The sequence below is a fragment of the Gulosibacter molinativorax genome, assembly GCF_003010915.2.
GTDB lineage: Bacteria > Actinomycetota > Actinomycetes > Actinomycetales > Microbacteriaceae > Gulosibacter > Gulosibacter molinativorax.
The window spans coordinates 1,862,967-1,887,798 of sequence record NZ_CP028426.1; the positions used below are offsets into that span (position 1 = coordinate 1,862,967).

At 65.1% G+C, this 24,832-nt stretch carries 23 protein-coding genes; 9 read left to right on the forward strand and 14 right to left on the reverse strand.

The features are described from left to right. The 4 genes from treS to GMOLON4_RS08795 form a co-directional block, all read right to left on the reverse strand. Entirely contained in the window at positions 1-2,268 is a 2,268-nt protein-coding gene (gene treS / locus GMOLON4_RS08780) for a maltose alpha-D-glucosyltransferase (protein ID WP_051266719.1), read from the reverse strand. Between the two features lie 184 nt (positions 2,269-2,452). Next, positions 2,453-2,899 carry a GNAT family N-acetyltransferase gene (locus GMOLON4_RS08785; RefSeq protein WP_026936771.1) on the reverse strand — a complete coding sequence of 149 codons (447 nt, stop codon included), beginning with the start codon at positions 2,897-2,899 and terminating at the stop codon, positions 2,453-2,455. 52 nt (positions 2,900-2,951) lie between these two features. Continuing rightward, positions 2,952-4,283, reverse strand: a complete 1,332-nt coding sequence (locus GMOLON4_RS08790; protein WP_035732617.1) for an NtaA/DmoA family FMN-dependent monooxygenase — start codon at positions 4,281-4,283, stop codon at positions 2,952-2,954. Between the two features lie 84 nt (positions 4,284-4,367). Then, on the reverse strand, positions 4,368-4,913 hold the full coding sequence (locus GMOLON4_RS08795; protein WP_051266721.1) for an HdeD family acid-resistance protein: 546 nt from the start codon (positions 4,911-4,913) through the stop codon (positions 4,368-4,370). A 373-nt stretch (positions 4,914-5,286) separates the two neighbouring features. On the opposite strand from GMOLON4_RS08795, the gene GMOLON4_RS08800 reads away from it, so the two are divergent. After that, a complete protein-coding gene (locus GMOLON4_RS08800) occupies positions 5,287-5,682 on the forward strand; it encodes a nuclear transport factor 2 family protein (RefSeq protein WP_026936773.1) in 396 nt (131 codons plus the stop codon). Between the two features lie 202 nt (positions 5,683-5,884). Here GMOLON4_RS08800 and pdxT read toward each other — a convergent pair whose 3' ends face one another. Together pdxT and pdxS are read right to left on the reverse strand one after the other, a co-directional pair. Beyond that, positions 5,885-6,523 (reverse strand): pyridoxal 5'-phosphate synthase glutaminase subunit PdxT, encoded by a 639-nt coding sequence (gene pdxT / locus GMOLON4_RS08805; protein WP_051266723.1) that lies wholly within the window; start codon positions 6,521-6,523, stop codon positions 5,885-5,887. Continuing rightward, complete coding sequence (gene pdxS, locus GMOLON4_RS08810; protein WP_026936775.1) at positions 6,517-7,449, reverse strand: pyridoxal 5'-phosphate synthase lyase subunit PdxS; 933 nt, start codon at positions 7,447-7,449, stop codon at positions 6,517-6,519. Before pdxS ends, pdxT begins: the two co-directional genes overlap by 7 nt. A gap of 85 nt (positions 7,450-7,534) precedes the next feature. Between pdxS and pdxR the strand changes: the two genes are divergently transcribed. The 4 genes from pdxR (at position 7,535) to GMOLON4_RS08830 (ending at position 10,218) form a co-directional block, all read left to right on the forward strand. After that, complete coding sequence (gene pdxR, locus GMOLON4_RS08815) at positions 7,535-9,085, forward strand: MocR-like pyridoxine biosynthesis transcription factor PdxR (RefSeq protein WP_035732620.1); 1,551 nt, start codon at positions 7,535-7,537, stop codon at positions 9,083-9,085. Between the two features lie 119 nt (positions 9,086-9,204). Beyond that, complete coding sequence (locus GMOLON4_RS08820) at positions 9,205-9,648, forward strand: hypothetical protein (RefSeq protein WP_146137448.1); 444 nt, start codon at positions 9,205-9,207, stop codon at positions 9,646-9,648. A gap of 46 nt (positions 9,649-9,694) precedes the next feature. Further along, positions 9,695-9,964, forward strand: coding sequence for a type II toxin-antitoxin system Phd/YefM family antitoxin (locus GMOLON4_RS08825; protein WP_026936777.1), 270 nt, complete (start codon positions 9,695-9,697; stop codon positions 9,962-9,964). Then, positions 9,961-10,218, forward strand: coding sequence for a type II toxin-antitoxin system RelE family toxin (locus GMOLON4_RS08830; RefSeq protein ID WP_026936778.1), 258 nt, complete (start codon positions 9,961-9,963; stop codon positions 10,216-10,218). The genes GMOLON4_RS08825 and GMOLON4_RS08830 overlap by 4 nt, the downstream gene beginning before the upstream one ends. Positions 10,219-10,344: 126 nt before the next feature. Here the strand turns inward: GMOLON4_RS08830 and GMOLON4_RS08835 are convergent, their stop codons facing one another. After that, entirely contained in the window at positions 10,345-11,814 is a 1,470-nt protein-coding gene (locus GMOLON4_RS08835; protein WP_026936779.1) for a helix-turn-helix transcriptional regulator, read from the reverse strand. A 164-nt stretch (positions 11,815-11,978) separates the two neighbouring features. On the opposite strand from GMOLON4_RS08835, the gene aceA reads away from it, so the two are divergent. Both aceA and aceB read left to right on the forward strand, forming a co-directional pair. Continuing rightward, on the forward strand, positions 11,979-13,292 hold the full coding sequence (gene aceA, locus GMOLON4_RS08840) for an isocitrate lyase (protein WP_026936780.1): 1,314 nt from the start codon (positions 11,979-11,981) through the stop codon (positions 13,290-13,292). Between the two features lie 49 nt (positions 13,293-13,341). Next, positions 13,342-14,991, forward strand: coding sequence for a malate synthase A (gene aceB / locus GMOLON4_RS08845; RefSeq protein ID WP_026936781.1), 1,650 nt, complete (start codon positions 13,342-13,344; stop codon positions 14,989-14,991). A 123-nt stretch (positions 14,992-15,114) separates the two neighbouring features. Here aceB and GMOLON4_RS08850 read toward each other — a convergent pair whose 3' ends face one another. Next, on the reverse strand, positions 15,115-15,630 hold the full coding sequence (locus GMOLON4_RS08850) for a hypothetical protein (RefSeq protein ID WP_051266725.1): 516 nt from the start codon (positions 15,628-15,630) through the stop codon (positions 15,115-15,117). A gap of 179 nt (positions 15,631-15,809) precedes the next feature. Here GMOLON4_RS08850 and GMOLON4_RS08855 point away from each other — a divergent pair, with 179 nt between their 5' ends. Then, complete coding sequence (locus tag GMOLON4_RS08855) at positions 15,810-17,480, forward strand: cation:proton antiporter (RefSeq protein ID WP_026936782.1); 1,671 nt, start codon at positions 15,810-15,812, stop codon at positions 17,478-17,480. A 53-nt stretch (positions 17,481-17,533) separates the two neighbouring features. Here GMOLON4_RS08855 and GMOLON4_RS08860 read toward each other — a convergent pair whose 3' ends face one another. The 3 genes from GMOLON4_RS08860 to panD form a co-directional block, all read right to left on the reverse strand. Continuing rightward, positions 17,534-18,709 carry an Ltp family lipoprotein gene (locus GMOLON4_RS08860; RefSeq protein WP_084147468.1) on the reverse strand — a complete coding sequence of 392 codons (1,176 nt, stop codon included), beginning with the start codon at positions 18,707-18,709 and terminating at the stop codon, positions 17,534-17,536. 120 nt (positions 18,710-18,829) lie between these two features. After that, complete coding sequence (locus tag GMOLON4_RS08865; protein WP_026936783.1) at positions 18,830-19,978, reverse strand: MFS transporter; 1,149 nt, start codon at positions 19,976-19,978, stop codon at positions 18,830-18,832. Positions 19,979-20,174: 196 nt separating this feature from the next. Next, a complete protein-coding gene (gene panD, locus GMOLON4_RS08870) occupies positions 20,175-20,591 on the reverse strand; it encodes an aspartate 1-decarboxylase (protein WP_026936784.1) in 417 nt (138 codons plus the stop codon). 210 nt (positions 20,592-20,801) lie between these two features. Here panD and GMOLON4_RS08875 point away from each other — a divergent pair, with 210 nt between their 5' ends. Continuing rightward, entirely contained in the window at positions 20,802-22,700 is a 1,899-nt protein-coding gene (locus GMOLON4_RS08875; RefSeq protein WP_026936785.1) for an FAD-dependent monooxygenase, read from the forward strand. Between the two features lie 129 nt (positions 22,701-22,829). Here GMOLON4_RS08875 and GMOLON4_RS08880 read toward each other — a convergent pair whose 3' ends face one another. The 3 genes from GMOLON4_RS08880 to GMOLON4_RS08890 all read right to left on the reverse strand — a co-directional run bounded on the left by GMOLON4_RS08880 (position 22,830) and on the right by GMOLON4_RS08890 (position 24,773). Next, the gene (locus tag GMOLON4_RS08880) at positions 22,830-23,363 is read right to left on the reverse strand and encodes a DUF1304 family protein (protein WP_265576745.1); all 534 of its coding nucleotides are present in this window, start codon (positions 23,361-23,363) and stop codon (positions 22,830-22,832) included. A 196-nt stretch (positions 23,364-23,559) separates the two neighbouring features. Further along, positions 23,560-24,384, reverse strand: a complete 825-nt coding sequence (locus GMOLON4_RS08885) for an SDR family oxidoreductase (RefSeq protein WP_026936787.1) — start codon at positions 24,382-24,384, stop codon at positions 23,560-23,562. A 125-nt stretch (positions 24,385-24,509) separates the two neighbouring features. After that, a complete protein-coding gene (locus GMOLON4_RS08890; protein WP_051266727.1) occupies positions 24,510-24,773 on the reverse strand; it encodes an FABP family protein in 264 nt (87 codons plus the stop codon). Between the last annotated feature and the right edge of the window lie 59 nt (positions 24,774-24,832).

The window sequence follows — 24,832 nt, forward strand, 5'->3', positions numbered from 1 at the left end:
TCATAATGCTTGATCGGGCGTAATAATCGGGATCGCCTGGGTCGGCACATCCTCACCTCCAACGAGCAAGAACTGCGCCTCGTGCGGGCCGAGGCTCACCGGGAAACTGTGGAGATCATCCACCCGCCCGATCGTCTCGCGATCAACCGCGCTCGAAACGAGGCGCCGCGGTGGCAGCTGCTCCGAGCGGATCGTGCCGACAATCGGTCGGTTCGCAAAGTTCAGCACCGTGATCTGCAGCTGCGCATCCGTCGCCGTCGGGTCGCCGTCGTCGAGGCGATGCACGAGCACGAGCAGTGCCGGGTCGGAGACATCCGGCACATCGAGCTGCGTCGCGAACGGCAGTCGATAGCGCTCGCGAATGCTGATGAGCTCGCGCAGGCGGTTCGCGAAGGATGCGTCATCGGCGAGTTGTTCGGGCAGGGAGCCATAGAGCGTGCGGGCTCGCGGAAGGCCTGCTGGCGAGTGGGTCGCCTCGGGGTTAACGCCCATGAGGTCGACTCCCCCGCGCTCGATCCAGCGGGTGTCACCATCGCCGATCAACCCCGCCACGTCGCCACGCGGCACGGTCAGTGCGCCAAGCATGTCCCAGGCTGAGAGCGCGAAGACGCCGGGTTGCCAGGCGTTGTAGGCCGCGAGGAGCAGGTGTGCGCGACGGACCGCATCCGTCACCTCGCCCTCGATCTGCTCGAGGCGTGTGACTCCGAGCGCCGCCGCCGAGACCGTCGCCATCGTGCACGCGATGCCGTTGGTCGTGAACACCAGGTTGTAGTCGATGTCGCGCCCGACGAGCGCGTGCTGCAGTTCGCCACGGATCGTCGCCGCGAGCTGCGCGCCGGTGATCGTGTCATCGCGGAACTCGTACTCGTCGTGCATGTGCCGGGACTCCCAGTGCACGAGCTCGTACGTGAGTTCGTCGTGGTTTTGCAGGCCGTGGATGAGGCTCACTGGCTGGATGCCCGCCTCGAGTGAGGTGCGCAGGGTCAGCCGCAGGAACTCGGTGTCGCCGGTGAGGAGCGCGTGCTGGTATCCGGGCCGGGTGATGAAGTCGTAGGAGAGATCCGCGCCCGCGAGCCCCGCATCCCGGATGTCTTCGACTGTGAGGTTGAGCTCTTGGAACGAGAACCCGCCGACCTTGCGGATCATGCTCGCGATGAACTGGTTCGCCGCGTGCGAGAGCGGATGCCCCTCCGACCACGCGGGCTGCCCGTCCGGCCCGCGCTCGGCGGCGAGGAAGCCGTTCGCGTCGAGCCGCAGCGCGCTCGCACCGAGGTCGCCGAGCGAGTGCAGCGCATCCCCCGTCACGAGGCGCATCGCCGAGTACGTTGGGTCGAGCCAGTTCAGCGTCGGCTGGCCTTCCTTGAAGTAGTGGAGGTAGACCCAGCGGCGCACCTTGCCGTCGACGCCGAGCACCGGCCGCGTCGCGCTCCAGTTCGTTTCTTTCACGCCCGGCTCGTAGAAGATGACGCGCTGCAGCGAGCCGATGATGTGGCCCTTCTGCGTCAGAATCACTTCGGACTCGGGACTGATGTTCACCGAGTCGCCACCCTCGGGCACCTCTGGCAGCACATCCCAGTCCTCTTCCGGAATCTCGACCATGTGATAAATGCCGGGGTAGTCCTTGTACGAGATCTCGGCGAGGCGGAAATCGGCGCCCTTGCCCGTGTGACCGGGCACGATGTCGTCGATGATGATGCCGCCGTATTGCTCGGCCACGTCCGCGAGCGCCTGGAACTCCGTCTCGTTGCCGAACTGCTTGTCGATGCGCGTGCTGATGCGGTCGAACTGGCCGTCGACGCTGGGCGTGAACTGCCAGCCGACGATGCCGCCCGCAAGCTTGGTGGGCCCGGTGTGAATCGCGCCGATCCCGATCTGCTCGAACGCATCCCAGAGTTCTTCGTCGGCGATTGCGGCCAGGAAGGACTGGTCTTCGCGCGTGATGAACGCGGCGGGGTAGGTCGTGAACCAGACGGATGCGGCGTTGAGCGCCCGGCGTGGGTCCGGCATCGCGTATGTGTTGCGCCACATGCTCGAGCGGCCCGCGAGGCCACGGCCGATGACGCTCGCGTCCCCCAGCATCGACTGCTTACGCAGCCACTCGACGTACGCCGGGTTGCCGCCGTCCGCGCGAAGCGGGTCACCGGCCTGGTGTTGGATGCGGCTCGTCCCGAGACCCTCGCGAGGCCGGTTCCAGATGCGTCGCCGACGCTTCGGCTGCTGGTCGTCGTCCTGCGGGGGCTGATTCTGGTCGCCGGAATTCAATTCCACTGTGCTGCTCCAGGTCTGCGTCGTCGGGTCTCTTGCGGATACTCGCGGTTCGGTCAGCGCCTACCTACGTTCCGAGCCAGCCTACGGAGCGAACCTCAAACAGTTGTTGAGAGTGCGCAGGATCCTTGGAACTTTCGACGGGATCTTGAGCCCGGTCGAAAGGTCCTTGAGCCCGCCGAAAGGGCTACAGGCGCTTCGCGAAGAACACGCGAGAGTAGCCGTCCTCGACCGCGCGGTGCGTCTCGACGTAGCCGCGCCGCGGGTAGTAGACGAGGTTCTCGGTCATCGCCTCATTGGTGAAGAGTCGGATCTCGCTAGCGCTCTGTGCCCGGGCGAACGTCTCGGCGTATGTCATGAGCTCGGCCCCGAGACCTCGGCCCTGCGCATCCGGAGCGACCGCAATGATGTCGAGGAGCACGTGATCAGAGCGAAGCTGCAGCACGATGAACCCGGCAACGCACGCGTCGCGTTCGGTCACCCAAACCTCGCCCGCATCTACAAGTGCCGCGTAGTCGGCCAGCATTGGGGCTGGCTGGGTGTCCATCCGCTCTAGATAGGGAGTGAACGACGCCTCAGCGATCTCCCGAAGCCGCAGCACATCGTTGGACGTGGCTGGGCGAATCGGTGTCATGGTGGTTCCTCCGTGTGGGTCGAGGTGTGGAGATCTTGCATCCACAGGGAGGTTAGTTTCGCTCAGCGAGCCCAAGCAACCCGCGCAGCGTCGCGTCTTCCGGGTACGCATCCCGCAGTGCGCCGCGCACCCGCAACGCGGGGGCGAGCTCGTCGCGCACGCGCCGAAACTCGGCCCGGTTACTGACTTGCATGATGAACCCTTCGGCCGCACCGGCGCGCTGCCACTCGACCATCTCATCAGCGATCTCTTCGCCCGTGCCAGCGAACACTAGGCGGTCGCGGCCGAGCAGTCGCTCGACCGACTCGCCGAGCGTTCGCCCCGCATCCCGATCTTCGGTGAGGTGCTCGAAGAGCCACGTGCCCTCGTTGACGTGGCCGCGCGCGATATCTCGATCGGTGATGGTGGATGCGTCGCCCACCTCGATCTCCCGCTCGATCGCCCGCGAGACGCGGCCACGCAACTCGTCGAGCGCGCCGTGCCGCACGAGGTACTCGCGAGCGGCCTCGTCGGCCCGACCCGGCGCATCCGCGAACGCGATCATGACCTTGATGTAGAGCTTCGGTTCCGGTCGGTCGCTCCCAGCCATCGCACCCCGAATCCCCTCGCGGTACGCCAATGCATCCTCAATCGTCGTCTGCATCCCGAACACGCAATCGGCGCTGTGTGCCGCGAGCGCCATGCCGGGAGCCGATTGGCCCGCCTGAAAGATGACCGGCTCGCCCTGCGGCGAGCGCTCGATGTTGAGCGGCCCCGCGACCGAAAAGTGCTCGCCCCGGTGATTCAGCGTGTGGACCTTGCTCTGATCAAGGAAGGTCCCCGACGCGCGGTCCCGAGGGAACGCATCCGCCTCGTAGCTGCGCCAGAGCGCGCGAACGACGTCGATCGCCTCGGTTGCCCGCGCGTACCGGGTCTCGTGGTCGCGCTGCGCGTCGAGGCCGAAGTTCCGCGCGGCCCGGTCCCCGAGGGAGGTCACCACGTTCCACCCCGCGCGACCGCGGCTGAGGTGATCCAGCGACATGAGCATCCGCGCGAGGTTGTACGGCTCTTGATACGACGTCGAGAACGTGCCGACGAGCCCGATGTGGCTGGTGACGCCCGCGAGGAAGGACAGCGCCGAAAGCGGCTCGAACCGCGAGAGATAGTGCGCGGGGCTGTCGAGGTCGACGAACACGGCATCGGCGATGAAGAGGAAGTCGAACGTCGCCTGCTCAGCGATCTGCGCGACCTCGCGATACCAGTCCGGGCTCACGGATGCGTTGGTCGGCTCGCTCGGGTCAAGCCAGGCCCGTTCGTCGTCGGGCGCTCCGGATGCGGTGAGCATGGCACCGAGGTGGAGTGGCGGAAGGGCGTCTGGTTGCGTGGCCGACTCGCGAGAACTCATTTGTTCATTGTCTCACCGGCGCTGCGAGTGGCAGACAACACGGGCGCCCGCCGAACTGGGACGCCCGCCTGCCAACTCGTTGGCTTACTCGCGGCCAACCTTGAACGCGCGGATGACCTGCAGCACGCCCAGCACGACGAGCGAGATACCGAGCATCCACCACAGCGCGACGACATAGAGGGGCGAGAAGAGCAGCACCAGACCGGCAAGGATGCTGATCACGGCAAAGATTGCCGGCCACACCTTCGAAGTCGCGTGATGCAGAGTCGACAACGCCATGACGCCTTCCGCGATCCAGAGGATGCCAACCATGATGCCGAGGAAGATCATGAGCCACGCGGTCGTGGCGCCGAGGTTGAGGATCGCGATCACTGCGCCGATGAGGAAGAGCAGACCGAGCAGGATATTGCCGACTCGGGCCCAGCCGCCCCGCTCCTTTGCCCAGATGCCGACGCCGACGTAGACGAGCCCGATGAAGAACGCGTAGGCCGCGATTATCCACGTCAGCGCCATCGCGGTGCGGTCTGGCCACACGAGAATGAGCGCACCGGCGATGATCGCCAGGAGGCCACCGACCCCGAGCACCACGCGAATGTTCTGCAACCAAGATTTGTTCGTGTTGTTGGGCATATTCAGAACCTTTCACGGCGCGTTGGCGCTCTGCGTGTCATGACGTCGAGTTCGTTAACCCCAAGCTACGCCCCAATGGAACCGAGTGCCATTGAAACGCGCGCGCCGTTTTCCCGCTTAGTCGGGAATTTTCGCGAATGTCGCCGCGATTTTCTCGGCCGGTAACTTGCCCCGCAAGACGGCGCCAGTGTGTACTCCAGGATCCAAGCGATAGTTTTCTTGAGCGATCGCTCAAACTTCGGCTAGGGTCGACGGCGAACGCTCGGAAAGGCAAGCGTTCAATCGCTCAGCGCCGAGCATTCACGGGCTCCGAGGAAGAGATCGGGGCCTCAAGTGCTCGGTGTCGACCCAATCGATACCGCAGGGAGTAAGCATGACCACGAACGCCGACAACGTCGCCGCCCACTATCAAGCCGCCGGTAAGCAGGACCTGCCAGGGATGCTCGCAATCCTCACCCCTGAGACGGCATGGACGGAGGCCGCGGGGTTCCCGACTGCGGGCACCTATGTCGGTCCGGATGCAATCGTCGAAAACGTGTTTGGTGCGCTCCAGGCCAACTGGGACAACTGGGACGTCAACATCGCCGAACTCGTTGAGCAGGGGGACGTCGTCGTGGCGATCGGCGCATACACCGCGACGAACAAGGCGACCGGTAAGTCGATGCACGCTCGCACGACGCACGTCTGGCGATTCGAGGATGGCGTTGCCGTTTCGTTCGAGCAGATCGCCGACTCCGCGATGGTTCGCGCGGCCATGACCGACGACTAGTCGCACGCGCCGGCCGCCAAAGCCGCCACCATTGCCGATATCGCTCGCCCTTGCCCGCACTTCGGCAATGGCTAGCCACATCGACCCGGGCAGCGACCCTGCGAGCGGGCAGCCCCTGCCCGTAGCGCACGTCATTGCCTGCACTTCGGCAACGACAAGCCCTACGAGCAAGGGTCACGCCAGCGACACACTTCGATTACCGCTATCCGACAAATGACAGCAGCCGCTGGTGCAGCGTCGTGTCACGCGTGAGCTCCGGGTGGAAGGATGCGCCGAGCACCTTCCCCCGCTCCACACCGACAATCGCGTCGCCGTAGTGCGCCATGACGCGCGTCTCCGCGCCATCCACCGACACGATCTGCGGGGCACGGATAAACGCGGCGCGGATCTCGCCCCACTCGGTGCCAAGAGTGGCTTCGGCCGACTCAACCTGGGGCCCGAACGCGTTTCGGTTCACGGTGATATCGAGGATGCCCAGGGTCTGCTGCCCGGGCGCGGGATTCTCGAGTCGCTTCGCGAGCAGGATGAGCCCGGCACACGTTCCCAGCGTCGGTAACCCGGCCTCGACCTGCTCACGGATGGGCGCATCCAGCCCGAACATGCGGGCGAGGCGATCGATCACGGAAGATTCCCCGCCGGGCAGGATGAGCGCATCCACTCGGGCGCCGTCTGGGCCGACGAGGTCGGCGGGCTTGCGGATCTGGACCGCGTGCGCGTCGAGAGATTCGACGAGATCGGCATGCTCGCGTACGCCACCCTGCAGACCGAGCACGCCGACGGTCGGGGCTCCCGTGGAAAACGCGGGAGCCCCGATGCCGGCCTGCGAATCGGCGATTACCATCCGCGCTCGGCGAGACGGTGCGGTGCCGGGAGGTCGGCGACGTTGATGCCGACCATCGCCTCGCCGAGGCCACGCGAGGCCTCCGCGATTGCGGCGGGGTCGTTGTACTGCGCGGTGGCGCGGACGATCGCGGCCGCACGCTTGGCGGGATCGCCCGACTTAAAGATGCCGGAACCGACGAAGACACCGTCGGCGCCGAGCTGCATCATCATCGCGGCATCGGCGGGTGTCGCGACACCACCGGCGACGAACATCACGACGGGCAGCTCGCCCGTCTCGGCGACCTGCTTGACGAGTCCGTACGGAGCCTGGAGATCCTTGGCCGCAACGTAGAGCGCATCCGGCTCGACCGCGTTCAGCGCCTGGAGGCGAGCGATCTCGCCCTTGATCGTGCGGATGTGCTTCATTGCTTCCGAGACATCGCCCGTACCAGCCTCACCCTTCGAGCGAATCATTGCCGCACCCTCGGTGATGCGGCGCAGTGCCTCACCCAGGTTCGTCGCGCCACACACGAACGGCACCTTGAAGCCGTGCTTGTCGATGTGGTTCACGTAGTCGGCGGGGCTCAGCACCTCGGACTCGTCGATGTAGTCGACGCCGAGCTCCTGAAGGATCTGCGCCTCGACGAAGTGGCCGATGCGGGCCTTCGCCATGACCGGGATCGAGACGGTGTCGATGATGCCGTCGATAAGGTCGGGGTCGCTCATGCGGGCGACACCGCCCTGCGCACGAATGTCGGCGGGGACGCGCTCGAGGGCCATGACGGCGACGGCACCGGCATCTTCAGCGATGCGCGCCTGCTCGGGGGTCACGACGTCCATGATGACGCCGCCCTTGAGCATGTCGGCGAGGCCCGTCTTTACGAGCGGAGTCCCCGTCTGCGACGACGCTGCTGCGGACGAGGAGGAAGTTTCGTTAGTAGTCATGAGTGCCATCCTGAGCCTGCGATTGGACTATTTCCAGATCCACTTTTACACCACTTCAATAGACCACTTATGCAACACTGATTGGATGCGCTCCACGTCAATTCCCGAGGTCCCGATCGAGCTCGATCGCGACGGCCAGCTCTCGCTCCCGCTGCAGCTCGCGCGGGCCGTTCGGGAGCTGATCGATCGCGGCGCGCTTCTCCCCGGCGACGAGCTCCCTTCGACCCGAGCCTGGGCCGCGAGGCTCGGCGTCTCCCGCGGCACGGTGGTCTCGGCGTATGAGCAGCTCACCGCCGAGGGCTACCTCACCGGCGAGCGCGGCTCGGCAACGCGGATCAACCCGCGGCTGCGGCAGACGCATCCCGCGCACGAGCCTGCTGCGGCGTCGCCCACGCGGAAGAACGACGCCCGCACCACCGCGACTGCTTCCGCAGCGGCGTCCACATCACACGATAGGACGCACAGCCACGTGCCCCACCCCATCAAGCCGGAGGCAGCACCCTCGCACCTGCGCCCTCACGACGCCATAGACATGCTGCCCGGTCGCCCCGCGACCGACTGGCTCCACACGCCAGCGTGGCGTCGAGCGTGGCGCGTCGCGGCGGATGCGCAGCTCGCCTCGATCCCGCTGGCCGGCGACGATCGACTCCGCGGCAATTTGGCCGAGCACTTTCGGCGGATGCGCGGCCTCGCCCGCGATCCGGATCAGTTTCTCGTCACCGCCGGCGGGCGCGAAGGCCTCGCCCTCATCATTCAGACGCTTGCCTCGGAGCTGGAAGGCGGACGCGCGCTTCGGGTGGGAGTCGAGTCGCCTGGCTACCCTTCGCTCCGCCGCACCGCGCAGCGACTTGGTGCGGAACTCGTCGCGCTCGAGGTCGACCACGCGGGCCTGCGCACCGACATGCTGCCCGTCGGACCGAAGCGCCCCGATCTCGTGATCGTCACCCCGAGCCACCAGTATCCGCTCGGCGGCTCGCTGCCGATCGACCGGCGCATCGAGCTCCTCGAATGGGCCCGCCGCGAACAGGTGCTGATCGTCGAGGACGACTACGACTCGGAACTGCGCTACGTCGGCCAGCCCCTCCCCACCCTCACCGCCCTCGACGACAGCCGGGACGGCAGCGTCGCGCTCCTCGGCACGTTCTCCACCACCGTCGCACCCAGCCTGGGCATTGGAATGCTCTGCGTGTCAGATGCGCTTCGTGAGCGACTTCTCGCCACACGCCGGGATCTCGGGACGCCGGTGTCGGCACTCGTGCAGCACGCGTTCGCCGAGTACCTCGCGTCGGGTGAGCTACGCCGGCACACCGCAAGGATGCGCCGCACCTATCGACAGCGACGAGGCCTCGTCCTCGAGGCGCTCGGCGACGTCTCGGGAGCCGCGGTGTCGCCGATGGACGGCGGCCTCCATGCGGTGATTCGCACGAAGCTACCCGAAGCGAAGGTGCTCGCGGCCTGCGAGAAGGCGGGGGTGCTGGTCTCCCCCGGCGCCGACTATTGGCGACAGACCGGCCGCGACCCGCAGCAGGATGGCGACGCTCGCGGAACCATCGTGATCGGCTACGCGCACCTCAGCTCGGATGCGCTGAGCGAGGGACTGCGCAGGCTTCGCGGAGCGCTCGGCGGCTGCGACTAGCCACGGCAGCCGAGAGCTCGAGATGTCTGAGTTATCCACATTTGCTGCCCGGCGCCGAGGTTATCCACGGAAACGAATTGCATGCGCCGATCGGCCCGGAATCGTCGCACGATAGGCGCATGACAACGACAGCGCCGAACAACCTCGCCGACCGCATCCTCAACACCGACGCCAAGCTTTACGAAACGCTCTCGCTCATTTTCGACACCCCCGACGAACGAGCTGTGTGGATCTTCTTCCTCGACGAGGACCACCGCGTCACCGGGCCCGTGATGCCGCTCGAAAACTACCCGGCCACGCCCAACACGCTGGTCGACGAGCCCCCGTTTGGCCGCGTGCGGTTCGCCAGCGCATTGGCCTCGCGGCTCGGGGACATGCTCGATTTTGTGGAGGGCTCGACCCTCGTTCTCGTCTGGGAGGACACCGACGCCGGCGATCCCGACACGATCGAGTGGGCACGCGCGCTCGCGATCGCGGCCAAGGAAGCCGAGGTCTCGCTCCGAGCACAGTTCGCGCTGAACCGACACGGATTCTGGCAGATCACACCCGATGACCTTGCATAGTGCACCCAGCCTTCCGGTCAAATCGATCAATTGGTATGATTTGACCATGAACGAGAGCCTGCCGATTTCCGTCGCCAAGCAGCAGCTGGGCACGCTCGTCGACCGGGTCCACCTTGCCCACGAGACTGTCTACCTCACGAAACATGGTCGTCGCGTGGCCGCGATCATCGATGCGGATACGCTCGACGGCATCCTCGAGCGACTCGAGGACTTCGAGGATGCCACTGCCGCCAACGCCGCGCGTCGCGAAATGGCAGAGACCGGTGCGAGCCCGATTCCGTGGGACGAGGTCAAAGCCGAGCTCGGTCTCTCGTGACCTATCGCGTTGTGCTGTCGCCCGCCGCGGCGCGAGAACTACGCAAGCTTGACGCCCATACGAAGCGACGCATCCAAGCCGCCATCGAACTCCTCACCGAGACCCCTCGTCCGCCGGCCGCCAAACGACTCGTCGATAGTGGGGGCGCATGGCGAGTGCGCGTCGGCGAGTACCGCATCGTTTACGACATCGATGACGGCGAACTCGTCGTGCTCGTCCTCCACACACGCCATCGCCGAGACAGCTACCGCTGACGAGCTGCGTGATCAGTCAGCGCCGTGACTATTGCTGCACGGTCAACGAGGTTTCGGAACGCCTGGCGTGTGGCGGTCAGCCCTCGCGTTGTGCCAGGCGGCCGGTTGCCGCCTGGCACCTAGCGATCAACCCTCGAGCGGCGCGTGGCGATCGATGAACTCAAGCATCTGCACGCGGTCGACGCCGGTAAAGGTGCCCGAAGGCATCGCCGCGAGCAGCGAGGCGTTGAGCCGAGCACTCGGCCAAACCGCGCCGTCCCAGCGTTCCGAGAGCGCCGCATCCGGTTCGCGACAGCACGACGGTTGGGGGCAGGTCGAGGTGAAGCGGCGCTTCGTCTCCCTGCCCCGGAACCACTTGGCATGCTCGAAGCTCGTGCCCACAGAGATCGAGAATTCACCGGCGGAGCCCGATTCGATGTGCGAGGTGCACCAGTATGTGCCGGCTGGCTTGTCGGTGTACTGGTAGAACGGCGTCATCCGGTCCTCCGTCCGGAAAACCTGCTGCGCGCTCCACCAGCGGCACACGATCTGCCCCTCGACCGCGCCAAGCGCATCCGTCGGGAACTGCACGTCGTCGTTCTGATAGGCCTTCAAGATGGTGCCGCTCGAGTGCATCTTGAGGAAGTGCACCGGAATACCGAGGTGCTCAGTCGCGAGATTGCTGAAGCGGTGCCCAGCCGTCTCGTAGCTCACGGCGAACTCGTCGCGGAGGTCCTCGACCGAAAGCTCGTGGTCCGTTTTGGCCTCTGACAGGAACTTCAGCGCGCTCGCCTCGGGCACGAGGAGCGCACCCGCGAGGTAGTTCGTCTCAACCCGCTGCCGCAGTAGCTCGCCATAATCGTTCGGCTCACCCTTCCCGAGCTCGTGCGCCGCGAGCGCCTGCAGCACGGTCGATCGCGAGTCGGATGCGCCCCGACCGATCGGCAGGTAGATCCGCTTGTTCTCGGTGTCGGTGATGCTGCGGGCGGAGCGTGGCAGGTCGCGAACCGAGTGCAACGTGAACCCGAGCGCGGCGGCCAGCTCGCCTACGCGACGCTGCGAAAGCGGTCCGCGGCGATAGTTGATGTGCTTGAGGAGATCCGCGGCGATCGCTTCGAGCTCGGGGTAATAGTTCCCGGCTCGCGATTGCTCCGCACGCAGCTGACCGTTGACGCGCCGGGCCTCCTCTGGCGTGGCCGCGCGCTCTTCGTGCAGGCGGCGCAGCTCTTCGTGCAGCCCCAAGATGGTTTCGATCGCCTCGTCGCTCAGTGTCTTGCGCACCGGCAGCTCAGGCAGCGGCAGACTTTTGTAGAGCGCACCCTGCTGCGCCCGCTCCAGCGCGATCTCCAGCTCGGCCCGCCGCGAAGGCGCCTCGGTGCTGAGCAGGTCATCCACCGATACCGCGAGGATGCGCGCCAGGCGCTGTAGCTCGCCGAGCTTCAATTCGCGGCGACCATTTTCAATCACGGAGACCTGCGAAGGGGCGCGGCCGAGCCGTTCCGCGAGTTCATTGAGGGAGAGACCCCGGGCGCGGCGGTGCGCCCGGATGCGTTTACCAATAAGCAGTGGATCGTACACGTCTTCATCGTGCTCGAGCACCACGTCGTTGTGTGCCATGTCGCAAGCATGCCATAGCCCGAAACTTCTGCCCAGCAGAACTTTTGGAAAAGTTCTGTCCGAGAATCGCACAGTTCGGGCTTGCTGCGGGGCGAAGGTAGATGCAGATCCCAACCAGCAGATCGAAACCAACGCTCGATCGCAGCCCGACGAAGGAGTCACCCATGACACAGATCACCCGCCCCGGCGACCAGACCCAGACCGCAGCCGAGCTCGCTACCGAGTGGGACGTCGACCCCCGCTGGGCGAACGTTCGCCGCGACTACTCCGCCGAAGATGTTGTCTCCCTCCGCGGCCCCGTCCAGGAAGAGCGCACCCTCGCCCGTCGCGGCGCCGAGACCCTGTGGGACCTCATCAAGCAAAACCACGAAGACCCCGAGTCGTGGGTCCGCGCCCTCGGTGCGCTGACCGGCAACCAGGCCGTGCAGCAGGTACGCGCAGGCCTGAAGGCCATCTACCTCTCCGGCTGGCAGGTCGCCGCCGACGCCAACCTCTCGGGCAAGACCTACCCGGACCAGAGCCTCTACCCGGCCAACTCGGTTCCCGCGGTCGTCCGCCGCATCAACAACGCGCTCCAGCGCGCGGCACAGATCGAGTTCGCCGAGACCGGCACGAACTCGCGTGAGTGGCTCGCCCCGATCGTGGCGGATGCGGAGGCCGGCTTCGGCGGACCGCTCAACGCCTACGAGCTCATGCTCAACATGATCGAGGCTGGCGCCGCGGGCGTCCACTGGGAAGACCAGCTCGCGAGTGAGAAGAAGTGCGGTCACATGGGCGGCAAGGTGCTCATCCCGACGAGCCAGCACATCCGCACCCTGAACGCTGCCCGCCTCGCGGCCGACGTCGCGAACACCCCGAGCATCATCATCGCCCGCACCGACGCGCTCGCCGCCAACTTGATCACGAGCGACATCGATGAGCGCGACCAGCCGTTCCTCACCGGCGAGCGCACTGCCGAGGGCTTCTACGAGGTCGAGCCGGGCATCGAGCCGGTAATCGCCCGCGGCCTCGCGTACGCCGAGTACGCCGACCTCCTGTGGGTTGAGTCGGCGGAGCCGGACCTCGAGCTTGCGAAGAAGTTCGCCGACCGCATCCACCAGGACTTCCCGGACCAGTTGCTCTCGTACAACTGCTCCCCGAGCTTCAACTGGAAGCGCCACCTCGACGACGACCAGATCGCGAAGTTCCAGCGCGAGCTCTCCGCGATGGGCTACGCGTTCCAGTTCATCACCCTCGCCGGATTCCACTCGCTCAACTACGGGATGTTCGATCTCGCACAGCAGTACAACGACCGCCAGATGGCCGCGTACGTCGAGCTGCAGGAGGCAGAGTTCGCTGCCGAGTCGCGCGGTTTCACCGCTCACCGTCACCAGGCCGAGGTCGGCACCGGCTACTTCGACAAGATCTCCACCGCACTAAACCCGAACAGCGCGACGCTCGCGCTCGTTGGCTCGACCGAAGCCGAACAGTTCCACTGATTCCCCACCCCTAGCCACACCTGCCAGCGCTGCCAGAAAGGCCAAGCTCATGACTTCTCCAATCACCGTTCTCGACCCGTCCTTCACCGCAGACTCGACCACCCCGCGTGGCCGGATCGAGGTCCTCGGACCGCTCGAACCCGGGTTCGACGAAATTCTCTCCGAGGAGGCGCTCACGTTCATCGCGGCGCTCCACGACCGCTTCGCGCGCCGCCGTTGCGATCGTCTCAAGGCTCGCCGCGACCGCCAGGCCCGCTTTGCCGCGGGTTCGTCGCCCGAGTTCCTCCCCGAGACGAAGGAGATTCGTGAGGATGCATCCTGGCGCGTCGCCGGGGCTGGCCCCGGCCTCGTCGACCGTCGCGTCGAAATCACCGGTCCCACCGACCGCAAGATGACGATCAACGCGATGAACTCGGGCGCGAAGGTGTGGCTCGCCGACCACGAAGACTCGCTGAGCCCCACGTGGTCGAACATGATCGGCGGACAGATCAACCTCCGCGACGCGATCCGTCGTGAGATCGACTTCGTCTCCCCCGAGGGCAAGGAATACCGCCTCGGTGAGGAGACCCCGACGATCGTGTTCCGGCCGCGTGGCTGGCACCTCACCGAGCAGCATCTGCAGTACACCGACCCCAAGGGTGGTCGTGGCACGGTCTCGGGTTCGCTCGTCGACTTCGGCCTCTACGTGTTCCACAACGCGCACGAGCTGATCGCTCGCGGTAGCGGACCGTACTTCTACCTGCCGAAGCTTGAGTCGCACCTCGAGGCGCGCCTGTGGAACGAGGCGTTCACCTTCGCCGAGGAAGCACTCGGGATCGAGCACGGCACGATCCGCGCGACCGTGCTGATCGAAACGATCACCGCGGCGTTCGAGATGGATGAGATTCTCTACGAACTGCGCGACCACTGCGCGGGCCTCAACGCGGGTCGCTGGGACTACCTGTTCAGCATCATCAAGACGTTCCGCAACCGCGGCCGCGACTTCATCCTGCCGGACCGTAACCAGCTCACGATGACGGTACCGTTCATGCGGGCCTACACCGAGCTCCTCGTAAGGACTTGCCATCGCCGTGGGGCGCACGCGATCGGCGGCATGAGCGCGTTCATCCCAAACCGCCGCGACCCTGAGATCACCGAGCAGGCGTTCGAGAAGGTCGCCGACGACAAGCGCCGCGAGGCACGCGACGGCTTCGACGGAACCTGGGTTGCGCATCCCGACCTCGTGCCGGTGGCCCGCGCCGAGCTCGACGCCGTACTCGGTGACCGACCAAACCAGGTCGACCGCCAGCGCGACGATGTCGAGGTGACTGCCGAGGACCTCATCGACCTCCGCGTCGAAGGCGGCAGCGTCACGAACGCTGGAATCCGCCAGAACATCTTCGTGGCACTGCGCTACATCGACAGCTGGCTGCGCGGCCAGGGTGCCGCGGCGATCGACAACCTCATGGAGGATGCGGCGACCGCCGAGATCTCCCGCTCGCAGCTGTGGCAGTGGATCAACCAGGGCGTCATCACCGAAGAGGGCCGACCGGTAGTTCGCGAGCGCGTCGACTACTTCATTGACCGCTATGCGGGCGAGCTCTCCGAGATCGAGGGCAACCGCGCGGCCGAGGCTGCAGAGTTCCTCAAGGAGCTCGTCCTCGGCGAGGAGTTCCCGGACTTCCTCACCACCCCGGCGTACAGCCGCTACCTGAAGTAGCAGCACCGGAACCGGAGGGTGGGTACCGCAACAACGATCTTGCTGTGGCACCCACCCTCTTTCGATTGTCGGGCGGGCAGCTCGCTACGTCGCTTCGCAACTACTCGCCGGCCGGCCGACTGCCTAGATGTCGCTTGCCGCAGCGGTACCGCCGGTCGAGACCCACGAGCCGAGCGGTTCATCCGGATGCGACTCCTCGGTGACCGAGACGTCGCACACCTCGAAACCCCGGGCCTGATAATTCGCGAGCGCCGCGGGACCGTCGAGGGAGCACGTGTGCACCCACACCCGCGTGACCGGAGGCAGGTCGAGCGATGCAAACCGCTCCGGGAGCGCCCACGCCGCGCGCACCTCGTGTTCGAGCAGCGTCCCGCCGAGGCCGTCACCAATCGCCGATTCAATAATGCCGAAGTAGCGAACCTCAACGTGGGTGCCGTCTTCGTGCACGATCGGCTGTAATTGCAGGTATCCGAGCGGTACGCCGCCACCGTAGGGAATCCAGAACTCGGTTCCCGGCACCGCGAGTTCTTCCTCCCACTGCTCCCGCGACCACCAGAGACGGTCCGTCCAGAACCACGGCCCGCCAACGAGGCCGTAAAGGAAGCGCGCGTATTCGGGAGACCGAGATCGCTCGATCAACGCGGACGCCTTCGGGGAACGGCCGCGCCTCGCCCGTCGGTGCCTCGAGCATCTCGAGAGTCGTTGTCGTTACCTGCATACCTTCTATTCTGCAGCGTGTTCGTTCACCCCGAATCCCAGGTGCGCATCCAGAAACTGCCAGCGCGCGCGGTCAATAATCGCTCGGGAGAGGAGCCGCCATGATTGAACTGCTCGTCGGGCTCGTGCTCGGACTGCTCGTGATCGCGGCCTCGACCCTCATCGGCCCAAAGTTCGGCGTGGCCTCGCCTCTGCTGCTCGTCCTGGTTGGCGTGGCCGCGAGTTTCCTACCGCTCTTCAACAACTTCGAGGTCAACCCCGAGCTCGTGCTGCAGGGCATACTTCCGCCGCTCCTCTATTCTTCGGCGGTGTCGATGCCCACGATGAATTTTCGCCGGGAGTTCGGCGCGATCAGCGGGCTCTCGGTGTTCTTGGTGGTCGGCAGCGCGCTGGCCCTCGGCCTGTTCTTCATGCTCGTGGTGCCCGGCCTTGGGTTCGCTTGGGGCGTCGCGCTCGGTGCAATTGTGAGCCCAACGGATGCTGTGGCCACCTCGATCGTCAAACGCACTGCCGCTTCGAAACGCGTCGTCTCGATCCTCGACGGCGAGAGTCTGCTCAACGACGCGACCGCGCTAGTACTGCTCCGGACTGCGATCGTGGCGACCGCCGCATCCTTCTCGTTCTGGGGCACGATCGGTACCTTTACTTACTCGGTGATTATCGCGATCCTCATCGGTGCTGCTGTTGGGTTCCTCAATCTGCAGATTCGCAAGCGCATCTCGGACTCGACGGTGAACACCGTGATCTCATTTGCCGTCCCGTTCGCGGCCTCCCTGCCGACTGAACTCTTGGGTGGGTCGGGGCTCGTAGCCGCCGTCGTCGCCGGGCTCATCACCGGGGTGCGAGCGGCCCGGACGTTTACCCCGCAAAATCGGATCTCGGATGCCCACAATTGGCGAACGATCGAGCTCGTGCTCGAGGGAACGGTCTTTCTCACGATGGGCCTCGAGATGACCGCGATTATCGAGGACGTCACGCGCGGCCTCGGTGGCATCGGCATTGCCCTGTGGGTCTCCCTCGGTGCGCTCGCACTGATCATCCTCGTGCGCGCCGCGTTTGTCGCCCCGCTCCTGTGGATCCTCGCGATGCGCCGACGACGACTCGAGCGGCTGCTGCCGCACATCCGCGGCTTCGGGGATCAGCTGAAGGACCCCGAAGGCCGCGAGCGCGCGCGACACCGCCTCGCCCAACGCGGGCTGCCGTTGTCCGACAGCGGCCTCAATCACTACTCGCGCCGCGTCATCCGCAGCGTCGCCGACATTCAGTATTTCCTGCGCGACCCCCTGGGTTGGCGCGAGGGCACGATCCTGGTGTGGGCGGGGATGCGCGGGGCCGTCACGGTCGCCGCCGCCCAGACCCTGCCGAGCGACACTCCGCAGCGCACGCTGCTCATCCTCATCGCTTTCGCCGTCGCGCTCCTGTCACTGCTCATTCAGGGCGGCACGATCGGGCCGCTCGTTCGCATGATCAGTCCGAGGGTAGATCGCGAGTCGGTCGAGGCCGAGTCGCGAGCGGAACGGATGCGTCTGCTCGAGGTGATGCGCGAGGGCGCCGATGCGGTGCCCGAGCCGCAGCTTCCGAACACCGCCACCCGAGAGCAGCGCCTCGCCACGACGAAGCGCTACCATCTCGCGAAACTGCGGGCGGAGCGCCGTGCCCTGCTAAAGGCCCGCGATCACGGTACGTTCGATGCCGACGTGCTCGAGGATGCGCTGGCCAACCTCGATGCCTCACAGATCGCACTCGAGATGCGCGGCCCGCACGACGGGTGATGGCCGGGGTCGCGAGGCGCACGTGTCAACTACCGAGCTGCGTGCCTAGAGACCTAGAGGCCGACGGCGTTGACGCCGTACTCGGCCTGCGACTGCGTGAACCCTTCGAACAGGAGCTGGTCGATCAGTCCCGACCTCGAGAACGACGTGAAATCCAGGTAGCTCTGCGCCGACTCTGCCGCCTGCTCATTCCAGTCGACGGTAACTGAATCGACAGCCATCGTCGCGTGATCAGACGAAAAGCCCTCAAATTCGAGCTGCTCGATGAGCCCGCTTCGCGAGAACGACGTGAAGTCGAGATAGCTCTCGGCAGATTTGATCGCTTGCTCGCCCCAGTCTGCGCCGACGGCGTCCGCTGCAAAGGTTGCGTCGGCATTCGAGAAGCCCTCAAACTCGAGCTGCTCGATGAGCCCGCTTCGCGAGAATGAAGTGAATGACAGATACCCCTCTGCCGATTCGAGTGCCTCCCGCTGGCTCACGGTCATGGAGTTGTTCGACGATTGCTCCTCGATGTATGGCTCCGATTGTCCGCCTGTGCCCTGGCCATTGGTGCCCTGACTGCCGTCGCTCTGTCCGCCTTCACCCTGACCGGTCGCACCGCTCGCGGTATCCGGCGCCGACACATCCTCGGTTGGTGTATCAACCTCAACGAGCTGCGGCGCATCCGTCACCGCGTCCTGCGGCGCTTCAGACGGTGCCGGCTCCTCCGTCGGCGTGGCTTTGCTGCTCTCCTCAACCGTGGCTGCGGGCTCCGCGGCCACTGGCTCTTGTTCATCGTCACCTCCGGTGATGTTGAGGACGAAGCCCATGAGAAAGATGCCCGCAATCGCCGACCACGCGATTCCGGTTTGCTGCTTCGTTGGCACGATCGGGTTCCCGGCCGCGTCACGCGTCTTCCCCAATGCGAGCAGGACGAGATCGACCAACCACCAGATGCCCGCTCCGCCAAGCGTGAACAGTTTGGTGAGCCCTGTCCCGACCTTGCCGAGATAGAAGCGGTCGACCCCGAACACACCTAAGAACACCGACAGCACGAGGGTCACTGTGAAGCTGCGGTCCGAGTCCTCCCGTCTGGGCTCCCAGCCCGAACCTGACCCGGGTGCATACGGGTCATGGGACGCTTGGCTCGCTGCGTAGATCGGCTGCGTTGCTTCGTCTTGGTACTGCGGGGTCGACTGCTGCGACCCCTGAGGCTGCCATTCCGGCGGTGGCTGGTTGAACGTCATCATGGACCCTTTCTCGAATTCAGCCCAACGGTAAATCCGGCCTCCGACATTGCCGACCACCGCATCCGAGCAGGGACCTCTCCCCGACTGGATCCGGCCAATTCACCGCGCTGGGTCTGCTGCCTAGCGAGGACGGTGCGGGTAGAACAGCATGATCGAGGCACCGAGAATCCACACGACGCCGGAGCCACCAAGAAGCCAAAGAGGGTCGATCCCCGCGAGCGTACCGGCAACTGCCGTGCCGACCGCGCTGGCCGCCGTGCGCATCGCCGCTCCCAAGGTGAACACCTGGCCGACGACCTCGGGAGGGCTGTCTCGCCGACGCAGCCCCAGCATTGCGGCCGTCGCGCCTGCGGTGAGGAGACCGGAGACCGCAATGAAAATGATTGTCCAAACAAAGCCGATGTCGATCGCCGCAATAATCGTCGCGACACCGGTGAGCGCAAACCCGATCAGCATCGTCCGCTCCGGATACTTCGGTGACTTCCGCGCCGTTTCGATCGCGGTGCCAAGCAGTGCCCCGAGCGCGAAGGCGGAGACGATCACTGCGCTGAGCGATGCATCCTCGGTCGCCGCAAGCGCGATGCCGATCGCCGCGATTGGCATCGCGCCGCGCGCGAACTCGACGGTTGCGCCCGACCAGGCGTTCGTCACGAGCGGGCGCCGCGTCATGATTGCGGTTACGCCCATCCACATCGACTTCAGCATACCTACGCTTGTCGAAGAGCTGCGCGAGGGCATCGGCATGAGCGGATAGGTCGCCACCGAGATGAGGACGATCGCGGCCATCACGAACATCGACGTCCGGGCGCCAAACAGCGGCGCAATCACCGCGACGATCGCCGGCCCGGCCACGCCGCTGAGGTTATAGCTGAGGGCGTCAAGCGAATAGGCCCGGTGCGAGTCTTTGCCCGACTGGCCCACAAAGCTCGACAACCCGCCGAAGCCGAACGGCGTGAGGAGCCCACTCACCACGAGCAGCGTCGCCACGAGCCATGTCGGCAAGATTCCGAGCCCGCCAGCGACCACGTAGATCACGGCGGTGAGAATTGCGGATGCGAGCATCGGCACCCGAGGTCGTTTCACGCTGTCGAGCACGGCACCAACGACGGGCGCCGCGACAATGCTCGGCAGGAGCGCAAGCGCGACGAGCAGTGCACCGAGGGCAACGTCATTCAGCACCTGCACCGCGAGAATCGGGATCGCGATCTGGATGCCGCTGGATGCGGTGCGGATCGGGACGGATGCGGCGAGCTGGCGGGCGCCGTTCATCGGCGCGTCGGCGACGCTATGACGTCAGGCCGCCTCCAAGGCCAAAGGGAAGTGCACACATCCCCGAGGGTACCCCGCCCCAGACGTGCGTTGAGCGCTACGGGGCTCCGCGATTTCCGGCACGAATAGCGCACCGCAACGCCACCCTTACTTCCTGACCACCCAGGCGTGCCGCAAACTGCAGACAGGCGCGCTGCTAGCCGAATAGGGCGTGCGGCGGCCGCTGCAAACCTTCGGTCAGTGCCTCGGAAGGGTCGTTCCCGAGCTGCACGATCTTGTTGTCGGCGTCGACGTGGACGACGGAGGGCTCGAAGGAGCGCGCGAGCGCGTCGTCCATCTGCGCGTAGGTAATCAGAATGACGAGGTCACCGATGTCCACGAGGTGGGCCGCGGCACCGTTGATGCCGATCACGCCGGAGCCGCGCTCCCCCGCAATCGTGTAGGTCTCGAGGCGCGAACCGTTCGTGATGTCGACGATCGAAACGAGTTCGCCCGGAAGAATGTCGGCAGCATCGAGTAGGTCCTGGTCGACCGTCACGGAACCGACGTAGTGCAGGTCTGCATGCGTCACGGTCGCGCGGTGAATCTTGGACTTAAACATGGTTCGGATCATGGACCCCATAGAGCGTTATGCCTCCATTAATTGCCGATCGTTTATTATCCCCGAAATTTGCACCTTGAACAAGCAGTATTGCCTTGCAGGCCTCACTCTCACCCGATATGCTCGTATCTATAGTTACGACGCTGTTTCAACTATAGATACACAGCCCGAGATGCACACAAATACAACGGTGTAACAAGCGACTTAAGAGGAGTCACTCACATGCAGATCCATCACCGCGGATACGTATCGCACGACCCCCGCATCCAGGAGGCGGCGGGATACGGCATCGACCGCCCTACCGAGATCCCCGACGAGATGGATGTGCTGATCGTCGGGACCGGCCCCGCCGCAGTGGCCGTGACCGCCCAGCTCTCCAAGTTCCCGAACATCAACGTCCGTGCGATCGAACAGCGCAACGGCCGGCTCGAGGTTGGCCAGGCCGATGGCATCCAGGCTCGCTCGGTCGAGACGTTCCAGGCCTTCGGCTTTGCGAACGAGATCATCGAAGAGTCGTACCGCAACGTTGAGATGGCGTTCTGGAAGCCGAACCCCGAAAACCCCGCAGAGATCATCCGCACCTCCCGCGCCCCGGACGACGCGACCGGCATCAGCGAGTTCCCGCACATCTACGTGAACCAGGCACGCGTCCTCGACTACTTCTTGCGCGAAGCAGAGCGCGCACCGGGCCGCCTGACTCCCGACTACGGCGTCGAGTTCGTCGACCTCACCATCGACCGCGACGCGGAGTACCCCGTCGAGGCGCGCATCCGCTACACCGCCGGTGAGCGCGAGGGCGAGGAGCGCACCGTTCGCGCCAAGTACCTCGTCGGCGGCGACGGCGCGCGCAGCCGTGTTCGCAAGTCGCTCGGCCACAAGCTGCACGGCGACGCATCGATGCACGCGTGGGGCGTGCTCGACATCATGGCAAACACCGACTTCCCGGACTACTACCTCAAGTGCGCAATCCAGTCGCACGAGCACGGCCAGATCCTACTCATCCCGCGCGAGGGCGGCTACCTTGTGCGCATGTACGTGGACCTCGGCGACCTCGACGAGGGCGACGCCGGCAAGATCCGCGCGACCCCTGTCGAGCAGATGATCGACACGGTCAACAAGATCATCGCGCCGTACTCGGTGGATGTGCGCGAGGTTGCGTGGCACTCGGTGTACGAGGTCGCGCACCGCGTCACCGACGGCTTTGATGACCTCGAGGACGACCAGCGCGGCGAGCTCACCCCGCACGCGTTCATCATGGGCGACGCCTGCCACACCCACTCGGCCAAGGCCGGCCAGGGTATGAACGTGTCGATCCAGGATGGTTTCAACCTGGGTTGGAAGCTCGCATCCGTACTCGAAGGCCGCTCCCCCGCATCCCTGCTTTCGACCTACTCGGAAGAGCGTCGTGTCGTCGCGAAGAACCTGATCGACTTCGACAAGGAGTGGTCGTCGCTCATGGCGAAGCCGGTCGACGAGTGGGAGGACCCGAACGAGCTTCAGCGCTACTACGTGTCGACCTTCGAGTTCCCCGCCGGGTTCATGACTGAGTACAAGGAGTCGATGATCACGACCGGCCTCGAGCACCAGGAGCTCGCCGTCGGTTACCCGATCGGCAAGCGCTTCAAGTCGGCCGAGGTCATCCGCCGTTCCGACAACCGCTGGCGCCACCTTGGCCACCTGCACGAGGCTGACGGTCGCTGGCGCGTCTACGTCTTCGCCGATGCCGCGGCTCCGGCGCAGGAAGGCACCCCGACTGCCGAGTTCGCCAACTGGTGGCGCACGAGCGAGGACTCGCCGTGGGTCAAGTTCACGCCGCAGGATGGCGACCAGGATGCGATCTTCGACACCAAGGTGATCTACCAGCAGGAGTACACCGAGTTCGAGCCCTACCAGGTTCCGGATGCATTCAAGCCAGTCAAGGTTCCGTTCGGTCTCGTCGACCAGAACCAGATCTTCGGCGCCGGCCACGGTCGCGAAATCTTCGCCGAGCGCGAGATCAGCCGCGAAGGCGCGATCGTCGTCGTCCGCCCCGACATGTACGTCTCGGGCATCTTCCCGCTGGATGCACGCGAAGAGATCGCGAACTACTTCGACGCACACATGCTCCCCGTCGCGAAGTAGCGCGCCCCGTCATCGCGTGCAAGCCGAAGGCTCGCGTATCGCTCATTGAGTAGCCGCACAGCGGCGTATCGAAATGACCGCATGACGTTGAGGCCGGTAACTCTAGGGTTACCGGCCTCAAGTGCTTTGTTAGAACGCCGCCGCAATGATGACCACGAGTGGTGGGATGCCCGAGCCAAGCACGCCCACAACGCTGCCACCCCGAGGGTGCCATTTCCCAAGGAGGTCGGCCACGCCCATTGCCGCGCCCGATAGCAGCATGTACCAGGAAGCAACAAGGACGACTATGGTGCCGACATCTCCGTTGCCCGCCCAGATCATCCCCAGGCCGATGAATACTCCGACGGCGGCGATGAGGTTTCGCGCGCCGACACAAAAGGCCCACAGTTCGACATCTCTGTCATTGGCGTGCTCCACATGCAGGAACCGCTTGGCGTAGGGCTTATCGATTTGGAACATTTCGATCGGGGCAACCGCAATCAACGCGACAGCCCCGACGATCGCCGCAATCTGAGCGACGAGGTTCAGGGTCTCCATGACGAATCCCTTGATCATGGAGGGCCATGAGAAATTGACCCTCCTGCCCCAAGTCTGCGCCGTTTTCCCTGGCAAAGGATCGTTAGTTTCGCCTCCAACCATTGGGTAAAGCTGAACCGTTTCCATCCGCGTCATCAGCCTCGACTCTGGGCGAGAGCGGAGGCGAGCGACCGGGTCACTGGCTAGGCCGTTGCTTCCGATGCAGATAATGCGCCTATGTGCCCCACCAGAGGGATATATGCGCATTATCTGCACCTCACGGAACACGGGCCCGATCAATCCGCCAAAACCAGCCACACGGCAGCAGACCGGTCCCGCTGCCCTAACGCATTTTCGAGAAATACTCCCCGACGCGCTCGTCTGCCCAGCTCCATGCATCCTCGCCGCGAAGCACGACGTCGGCACCGCCATCGGAGTAGATCGTCTGGCCAGCGCAATGCGTGTTTTCAACCGAGGTGAGCCAGATGAGGAGGGTCGCGATCGATTCGGCTGGCTGATGCGAGTTGAGCGGCATCGGTACGGATGCGTCGACCATTTTCGCGGTCTCTTCGTCCGCAAGGAGATCGGCCGTCATCGGCGTGATTACGATCCCCGGGCCAACAGCATTCAATGGGATGCCTGCACCCGCCCAGTCAGCAGTCACCGACTGCGCCCGCACCCAACGTGAGATTGCGCGCTTCGAGGATGCATAGATCATGCTCCCGAGGCGAGGATCTTCGGCGAGCTTGGCCGCAATTTCGAGCGCCTTCGGCTCGTCGTTCTCGAGGAGCGCCGCAGTGAGTTCCGGAGACTGTGGCTGCAAGGACGACATTGAAGAAATAAGTGCCGCGCGCGGGGCTTCGGACTCAGCGAGTACGGGGCGAATGCCCTCGAGGAATTCGGTCATGCCAAAGAAGTTGACCGCCGCAGTCGCGGGAATCGGGTGAGAGATACCTGCGCAGGCGATCACCGCATCCACCTTGCCACCCGCCGCCTCAAGCGAGGCTTTGACCGCAGCCTGGCGGCCCTCTGGGGTGCCGAGGTCACCCTCGACGTCAGCGCCTTTGAGGTCAACGCCGACCACCGTATTGCCGCGTTCGCGAAGAATTTCTGCCGTTTTCTTGCCGATGCCAGAGCCGGCGCCGGTGATGATGTAGGTGCGTGCCATGGTGGATCCTCTCCGATCAGAACATTGCCTGGCGAAATCCTCCCGAGCCCGCCTGCGAGATCGGTGCGTGCGACCCCGCCGATCTCCGCTACTCGGGTCCGGCCGCAACCAGCTCAAGCATGCGGTTACCGGTGGTTTTCGGGCTCAACGCGCGTCAGCACCGAACTGAGGTGTTGCGTTATTTCGACACCGACGGCTTCCATCTCCAACGTGGTGCGGAGCCGGTCGCCGTCGAGCTCCAGCGTGCGAATGATCCTCTCCACGGGCTTCGCGGTAGAGGTGTTGACGACGTGCGCGTGCAGCCGCAACTTGAACCCGCCAGGGCGCACGTCAATCTTGCCCTCAGCAAGCTCGGTCTGCCCAGTCGGATGCGCGAGCACGAGTTCCACAGTCCGCTCACCCGGCACTCGAAAGTAATGGGCTGCTGCGTAGATTTCGGACAGCGTTT

Coding starts and splice junctions, on each gene's coding strand:
- GMOLON4_RS08785 (WP_026936771.1), bottom strand. CDS start 2,899: ATGACACCGATTCGCCCAGCCACGTCCAACGATGTGCTGCGGCTTCGG.
- GMOLON4_RS08790 (WP_035732617.1), bottom strand. CDS start 4,283: ATGAGTTCTCGCGAGTCGGCCACGCAACCAGACGCCCTTCCGCCACTC.
- GMOLON4_RS08795 (WP_051266721.1), bottom strand. CDS start 4,913: ATGCCCAACAACACGAACAAATCTTGGTTGCAGAACATTCGCGTGGTG.
- GMOLON4_RS08800 (WP_026936773.1), top strand. CDS start 5,287: ATGACCACGAACGCCGACAACGTCGCCGCCCACTATCAAGCCGCCGGT.
- pdxT (WP_051266723.1), bottom strand. CDS start 6,523: ATGGTAATCGCCGATTCGCAGGCCGGCATCGGGGCTCCCGCGTTTTCC.
- pdxS (WP_026936775.1), bottom strand. CDS start 7,449: ATGACTACTAACGAAACTTCCTCCTCGTCCGCAGCAGCGTCGTCGCAG.
- pdxR (WP_035732620.1), top strand. CDS start 7,535: ATGCGCTCCACGTCAATTCCCGAGGTCCCGATCGAGCTCGATCGCGAC.
- GMOLON4_RS08820 (WP_146137448.1), top strand. CDS start 9,205: ATGACAACGACAGCGCCGAACAACCTCGCCGACCGCATCCTCAACACC.
- GMOLON4_RS08825 (WP_026936777.1), top strand. CDS start 9,695: ATGAACGAGAGCCTGCCGATTTCCGTCGCCAAGCAGCAGCTGGGCACG.
- GMOLON4_RS08835 (WP_026936779.1), bottom strand. CDS start 11,814: ATGGCACACAACGACGTGGTGCTCGAGCACGATGAAGACGTGTACGAT.
- aceA (WP_026936780.1), top strand. CDS start 11,979: ATGACACAGATCACCCGCCCCGGCGACCAGACCCAGACCGCAGCCGAG.
- aceB (WP_026936781.1), top strand. CDS start 13,342: ATGACTTCTCCAATCACCGTTCTCGACCCGTCCTTCACCGCAGACTCG.
- GMOLON4_RS08855 (WP_026936782.1), top strand. CDS start 15,810: ATGATTGAACTGCTCGTCGGGCTCGTGCTCGGACTGCTCGTGATCGCG.
- GMOLON4_RS08860 (WP_084147468.1), bottom strand. CDS start 18,709: ATGATGACGTTCAACCAGCCACCGCCGGAATGGCAGCCTCAGGGGTCG.
- GMOLON4_RS08865 (WP_026936783.1), bottom strand. CDS start 19,978: ATGAACGGCGCCCGCCAGCTCGCCGCATCCGTCCCGATCCGCACCGCA.
- panD (WP_026936784.1), bottom strand. CDS start 20,591: ATGATCCGAACCATGTTTAAGTCCAAGATTCACCGCGCGACCGTGACG.
- GMOLON4_RS08875 (WP_026936785.1), top strand. CDS start 20,802: ATGCAGATCCATCACCGCGGATACGTATCGCACGACCCCCGCATCCAG.
- GMOLON4_RS08880 (WP_265576745.1), bottom strand. CDS start 23,363: ATGGAAACGGTTCAGCTTTACCCAATGGTTGGAGGCGAAACTAACGAT.
- GMOLON4_RS08885 (WP_026936787.1), bottom strand. CDS start 24,384: ATGGCACGCACCTACATCATCACCGGCGCCGGCTCTGGCATCGGCAAG.